Annotated in this window: 6 protein-coding genes; 2 read left to right on the plus strand and 4 right to left on the minus strand. The window is 63.2% G+C overall.

The features are described from left to right. Positions 1–3 precede the first annotated feature (3 nt). The 3 genes from AA309_RS24365 to AA309_RS24375 all read right to left on the minus strand — a co-directional run bounded on the left by AA309_RS24365 (position 4) and on the right by AA309_RS24375 (position 2,789). A complete protein-coding gene (locus tag AA309_RS24365; RefSeq protein ID WP_047191629.1) occupies positions 4–501 on the minus strand; it encodes a tripartite tricarboxylate transporter TctB family protein in 498 nt (165 codons plus the stop codon). Positions 502–657: 156 nt separating this feature from the next. Next, on the minus strand, positions 658–1,731 hold the full coding sequence (locus AA309_RS24370; protein ID WP_047191630.1) for a tartrate dehydrogenase: 1,074 nt from the start codon (positions 1,729–1,731) through the stop codon (positions 658–660). A gap of 86 nt (positions 1,732–1,817) precedes the next feature. Then, positions 1,818–2,789, minus strand: coding sequence for a tripartite tricarboxylate transporter substrate-binding protein (locus AA309_RS24375; RefSeq protein ID WP_047191631.1), 972 nt, complete (start codon positions 2,787–2,789; stop codon positions 1,818–1,820). A 145-nt stretch (positions 2,790–2,934) separates the two neighbouring features. Between AA309_RS24375 and AA309_RS24380 the strand changes: the two genes are divergently transcribed. Next, positions 2,935–3,714, plus strand: coding sequence for a GntR family transcriptional regulator (locus tag AA309_RS24380; RefSeq protein WP_244470477.1), 780 nt, complete (start codon positions 2,935–2,937; stop codon positions 3,712–3,714). Between the two features lie 580 nt (positions 3,715–4,294). Further along, a complete protein-coding gene (locus AA309_RS24385; RefSeq protein WP_244470478.1) occupies positions 4,295–4,627 on the plus strand; it encodes a hypothetical protein in 333 nt (110 codons plus the stop codon). Between the two features lie 822 nt (positions 4,628–5,449). Here the strand turns inward: AA309_RS24385 and AA309_RS24395 are convergent. After that, the coding region (locus tag AA309_RS24395) for a pirin family protein (RefSeq protein ID WP_047191634.1) at positions 5,450–6,118 on the minus strand (669 nt) is incomplete at its 5' end.

A 6,118-nucleotide genomic window follows, 5' to 3' on the forward strand; every position in this document is an offset into this window, starting at 1 on the left:
TCCTCAGAGGATTTCAAAAGGGCCGAAGACCGGACCGATGGTCGGCAGCACGACGCCGAGCCCGAGCTTGAAGATCACGTAACAGAGAGCAGACAGCGCGACCGCGATCCCAAAAGCAGCGATGATCGAGTTGCGCCGTGAGGCGAGCGCGGTCACGAGGGTAGCAAGGAACACGACGGGCACGAGACCAAGCACTCGACCGTACGCACCGAAGAGGATCAGTGCGAACGACACCAGCGCGATGCCGCGCCAGGGGATCGGACGCCCGGTTTCATGCTCGCCCGGATCGGATCTGACGAGCATGACGCCGATGGCGAGCGCGCCGAGCATGATGGCAAGAACGATCGGGATGAAGCCTGGCCCCATGCGGATCATTCGACCCATATCGTAGCTCGTCGCCTGCCAGGCGAAGGCCGCCGCGATGACGAGAAAGATCGCGCCTGCAATCACATCTCGCCGCGACCGGAGCAGTGGCCTTCCTGTATCAGTTTGCTGCGTCATCGGTTCCCTCCCGAGGAACGGCCGCGTGCATCATCCATCACGCAGGTGAGGGACCGGCAGGGCTCACGTGTCGTTGACGTTGGTGGCTATCCTGCCCGGGCGGTTTCCGCTCGGGCAGGACATGGCGTAGCCAAGGTGCAGACGTTCGATCGCCTGTCAGATGTTGGAGCTGCGGATTGCCTCGCAGACGGCGTTCGTGACTTCCTGTGTCGTCGCTTTTCCTCCCACGTCCGGCGTCTTCACGCCTTCGGCCGCGACGGACTCGACGGCACGCATCAGCCGCGCGGCAGCCGCGCCCTCGCCGAGATGCTCGAGCATCTGGGCTGCGGTCCAGAAGGTGGCGATCGGGTTGGCAATCCCCTTGCCGGTGATGTCGAAGGCCGAGCCGTGGATGGGCTCGAACATCGAGGGATAGCGTCGCTCCGGATCGATATTGGCGGTCGGCGCGACGCCGAGGCTGCCCGCAAGCGCGCCGGCGAGATCGGACAGGATATCGGCATGCAGATTGGTGGCGACGATCGTATCGAGACTCTGAGGTTTCAGCGTCATACGCACCGTCATGGCGTCGACCAGCATCTTGTCCCAGGTGACGTCCGGAAATTCCTGCGCCACTTCTGCGGCAATCTCGTCCCACATCACCATGCCGTGGCGCTGGGCGTTCGACTTGGTGACGATGGTCAGGAGCTTGCGCGGGCGCGACTGCGCCAGCTTGAAGGCGTAGCGCATGATGCGGGTGACGCCGACACGCGTGAAGATCGACACTTCCGTTGCGACCTCCTCCGGCAGGCCGCGATGCGTGCGCCCGCCTTGGCCGGCGTACTCGCCCTCCGAGTTCTCACGCACGATAACCCAGTCGAGATCACCAGGGCCTACTCCAGCAAGCGGCGAGGAGATGCCCGGCAGAATCCTGGTCGGCCGCACGTTGGCGTACTGATCGAAACCCTGGCAGATCGGCAACCGCAGGCCCCAGAGCGTGATGTGGTCAGGCACGTCTGGAGCGCCGACGGCACCGAAGAAGATGGCATCGAAGGGCTTGAGCTGCTCGGGGCCGTCCTCGGGCATCATGCGACCGGTCTTCTTGTAGTAGTCCGAGCCCCAATCGAAGTGCTCGACATTGAGCCTGAAGTCGCCGCTGCGCTGCTGGAGCGCCTCCAGGGCCTGGAGCCCGGCGGCGATGACTTCCGGGCCGATCCCGTCGGCCGGAATGGCGGCAATCTTGTATTCACGCATGGAGGCGTTTCCGTTCAGTGCAGGTGGTGTCGGGAGCGCGAGGCGAGACTGATTCCCACCCCGCGCGGTTCTTCAGAAACGAGGGATCACTTCGTACTGGCGTTGGCGAGGAGCTTGCCCCAGCGCGCGAGCTCGGACTGGAAGCGCTTGTCGAGAGCGGCAGGCGTCGCCATGTCGGCGGACACGGGCGCAGTGCCGAGAGCCGCGAAGCGTTCGATCACCTTCGGATCCTTGAGCGCTTTCTGAAGCGAGGCCGCGAGCTTCTGGCGGATCGCCTCGGGCGTGCCCTTGGGAGCCCAGATGGCATGCCAGGCCGAGATCTCGAAATCCTTCACGGAAGTCTCAGCAAGAGTCGGGACCTGCGGCAGAATTGCGATCCGCTCCTTCGTGGTCACGGCATAAGGCTTGATCTCGCCGGCCTTGATCTGGTTAGCGGTGTTGGTGGTCTGATCGCACATGAGGTCGATCTGGCCGCCGACGAGGTCGTTCATGGCCGGGCCAGTTCCTTTGTAAGGGACCACCGTCAGTTCAATGCCGGCAGCGTCGGTGAGGAGGCGACCGCAGAGATCCGAAACCGCGCCCACACCGGCCGTGCCGAAGGTTGCGCCCTTACCCTCACCCTTCAGCCACGTGAACAGTGCGGTCACGTCAGCCGCAGCAAGGTCCTTGCGGCCGACAAGCGTCATCGGGACGTCGGTCACGAGGCCGACGGAGTCGAAGGCCTCACCTGGCTTGTAAGGCAGGTCCGGATAGAGCGGGCCGAAGGTCGCGACACCGATATGATAGAGGAGCAGCGTGTACCCGTCCGGGTTGGCCTTCGCGACCCGACCGGCCCCGAGCGAGCCACCAGCGCCGCCGACGTTCTCGATCAGCACCTGCTGACCGAGGTCGACCCGCATCGCCTCGGCCACGAGGCGTGCGACGGTGTCACTTGGACCGCCCGCGGCCGCCGGTACGAGGATGGTGACGGGTTTGTTGGGATAGTTGCCCTGCGCCATGGACGGACCGGAGAGCATCGTCGCCGCAGCCATCAATGCCGTCGCGAAAAGTCGTTTCATGTCTTCCTCCTTTTGGCTGTCGTTCAGGCGGCCTGTCTTTCTGAGGCCGTCACATCTTGCATTTCATCTTGCATGCAAGTTGGAATGCATGTGGACATGAACGAAATCTTTTGTCAATGATTTGTTAGGCGCGAAAGGATGCAATATGAGCGAACGCAAGGGGGCGACGGCGAAGCGGCAGGCAGCCACGCAGACGGGCAAGGTCGCTCAGGCAGTGGCAGAGGGTCGCATGCTACCTGGCAGCCCCGAACGGGAGCAGGCCTCCGAGGGGCGTGTCGAGGCTGCCTACCGCTACCTGCGGAACGCCATCCTCTCAAATGAGCTGCCCGCCGGCTTTCAGGCCGCCGAGAACGAAATTGCGGCGCAACTCGGCATGAGCCGCACGCCGGTCCATGAGGCGATGGCGCGATTGCAGGAGGAGGGCTTCGTCCAGATCCTGCCGCGCAAGGGCATCCTCGTCCGGGCGCTGACCCCGGCCGATCTCCTGGAAATCTACGACGTCCTGATCGCTCTCGAAGGTGCAGCGGCCGAACTCCTGGCAGCAGAAGCCGACCACGCCCTGTCCTCCACCCTCGTCGAGTTGCAGGCGAGCACTGATGCAATGGCCGAGGCCCTTGCCGATGGCGATCTCGATGCTTGGCGCGCGGCCGACGAGCGTTTCCATGACGCGCTCGTTGCAGGCTGCGGCAATGGTCGCATCCAGCGCATGGCCGCCACAGTCGCCGGCCAGTCGCACCGAGCCCGGCGTCTGACACTTCACCTTCGTCCGATGCCTACTAATTCGGCGGCCGAGCATCAGGCGATCATCGACGCTATCCGATCCGGCGATGCCGCTGCCGCCGGGGAGGCCGCCCGCGCGCACCGCCGTCACGCGCGCGGCCAGCTCGTTCCAATCCTGAAGCGCATCAACTTTCGCCAACTCTGAAGAGTGGGCACTTCCGCGTGATCCGCCGCAGGCAGTTCTTCGCGGCGCTTACACGCTTGAATCGGACGCGGCGGAAATCACGAAGGACCGCTTCGGGTCAGGCAGTGAAGTTCGTTAACCATTTCAAACGTCCGGTTAAGCCCGAAGAGCGGACCAAATCGTTACTTCGGCTTCGTGCCAGAACGAGACGTTTGATCGGGTTGGGGACTGGAGCCGCGCCCGACAGGCGTCTTTCAATGCTGCGGAAACCCGGGGCGACAAACGATGGACAAAGGAAGCGAGAAGCACCGCGGCAGCGCGAAGAAGAACAAGCTGCGCGAGAAAGCCAGGAGGCTGATCAGCGAAGGGAGGACGCTGACAGGGCGACTTCTGAGATACGACCGTCGTGGTAAGACAGGGGGATCGACACGCGGGAACGGTGCCCGGAGGCGCTGCTTCCATTGCTAGGCTCGAACCGGGACCTCAACCGTTCGTCAGACTTCTGCGTTGACTAGGCATGCAATTCGTCTGTGACGCCCCTGGGCAAACAAGCTGGTTCCGGATCGAGAGCGAAGGCGAAGCCACCCTTGAGTCGCGGATCATGGGCCACGCGGTTGAGAAGCATTTTCGCCAAGCCTGGGATGCGGCAACAGCGACCTACCGCTCAACCGCCAGCCACTTCATTGAGCAGAACATTGGTCTCAAGGCTCATGTGCAGCGGACCATGCCGGTGTTTCTGACTTTGCGCGATGCGGAGGGCAATGGCCTGGCAACAGCCATGCTTCCGCCAGGCGGACGCAATGACCCATCCTTCAAGATCATTATTGTTGGACCTGAGAACCGGGATCCTTACCCGGATCATGGGGAGGCTATTCGCAAATTGGGAGAGCACTTTGGTCTCACCCTTGATCGTAGCCGATGCTATCCCTACTGATGACCAGACCCTCCTGGAAATGAGCTGCGTGCTCCATCGCAGAATGTCGCCTGTGTGTCGGGCAGTGACGTTCGCCGGCTTTTCGGAATGTCTGGTTAGGTGAGGATTGCTGCCCTCGGGCTTAGGTCTCAGGCGTGCCAGGACCGGACCTTCCTGTCTGAACGCAAGCGGGCGCATTCATCCGGCATGCACCTGGGTGCCCCTCGGCTAGATTGATATTGGATTGATCACAGAACGAAGCGCGTCATCCATGCCGCAACGATGGTTGCGGCATACTCCGCACCCACGACTCTGGTCAGAAGGTGATCTGCCGGGGCTAGCGACACAAAGCTCTGGCATAGCGCATGACCTGGAAGATCTCGCCGGCGCTCTCGATGCTCACGACCTCGTCCCGAGGCGAATGCAGGATCAGCAGGGGACGATACTGGGGGGCTGATCAGGATCCTGGCCGCGATTACTAGATCGGCGACATCGCCGCTGAAGGTGGCACCGGAAAATCACCGGAGCTCTGCCCAAGACCGGTGAAGTCGAACCGAAGAACGCCGATCCCGCGGGCCGCGAGAGCCCTGGCAATCCGCACGGACGCCACCGAGTTCCTGCTGCATGCGAAGCAATGGGCGGGGATCCCGAATGCTGTCGTGGTTCCGTCCGGCAAGCCGAGGCGACCTGCCAGGCGCTGACCCTGCGAGCCGAGAAACTCAAGGGACTGCCTCCGCACACTCATTGCTTTGGATAGCTTCCGCCGTAAACCACAATGCAAAAGGTCCCTGCTGGGAGGGCACCGCCCTGTTCAAGACGGTCTTGGTCACCGACAGATCACAGTTATGGATAGCGCACCGGTGGAGGCGGCGGCTCGGGCAGGGGGATGAACTCCGCCTCGTCGCCTGGCACAGTGTCGAAGCGCGCCGCCTTCCAATCAGCTTTCGCCTGCTCGATCCGGTCCTGCCGCGACGAGACGAAATTCCACCAGATGAAGCGCGGGCCGTCCATCGGCTCACCGCCCAGCATCATGAAACGGGCATCGCTGCGGGCCCGGATCGTGATGCGGTCGCCCGGCCTAAAGACGAGAAGTTCTCCTGGCGGAAACACGTCGCCAGAGATCTCGACCTCGCCCGAGACGGTGTAGACCGCCCGCTCGTCATAGTCCGGATCCAGCGGCACCGAGGACCCCGCCCGCAGCGCCACGTCGGCGTAGAACATCGGGCTCGATGTCTTCACCGGAGAGCTTGCGCCGAGAATGGAACCTGCGATGAGCCGCACCGTCTTGCCGTCGCCGTTGAGCATCGGCATCTCGCCCGCGTCGTAGTGCACGAAGTCGGGCGTGGTCTCCTCGTCCTTTGCCGACAACGCCACCCAGCTCTGAATGCCGAAGAGCTTGGAGCCGGTGGCGCGCAGCTCCTGTGCAGTCCGTTCGGAATGGACGATGCCGCGTCCGGCGGTCATCCAGTTGAGCTCGCCCGGCCGGATCGGCAGCTCGGTTCCAAGCGAGTC

The organism is Microvirga vignae (genome assembly GCF_001017175.1).
Taxonomy (GTDB): Bacteria; Pseudomonadota; Alphaproteobacteria; order Rhizobiales; family Beijerinckiaceae; genus Microvirga; species Microvirga vignae.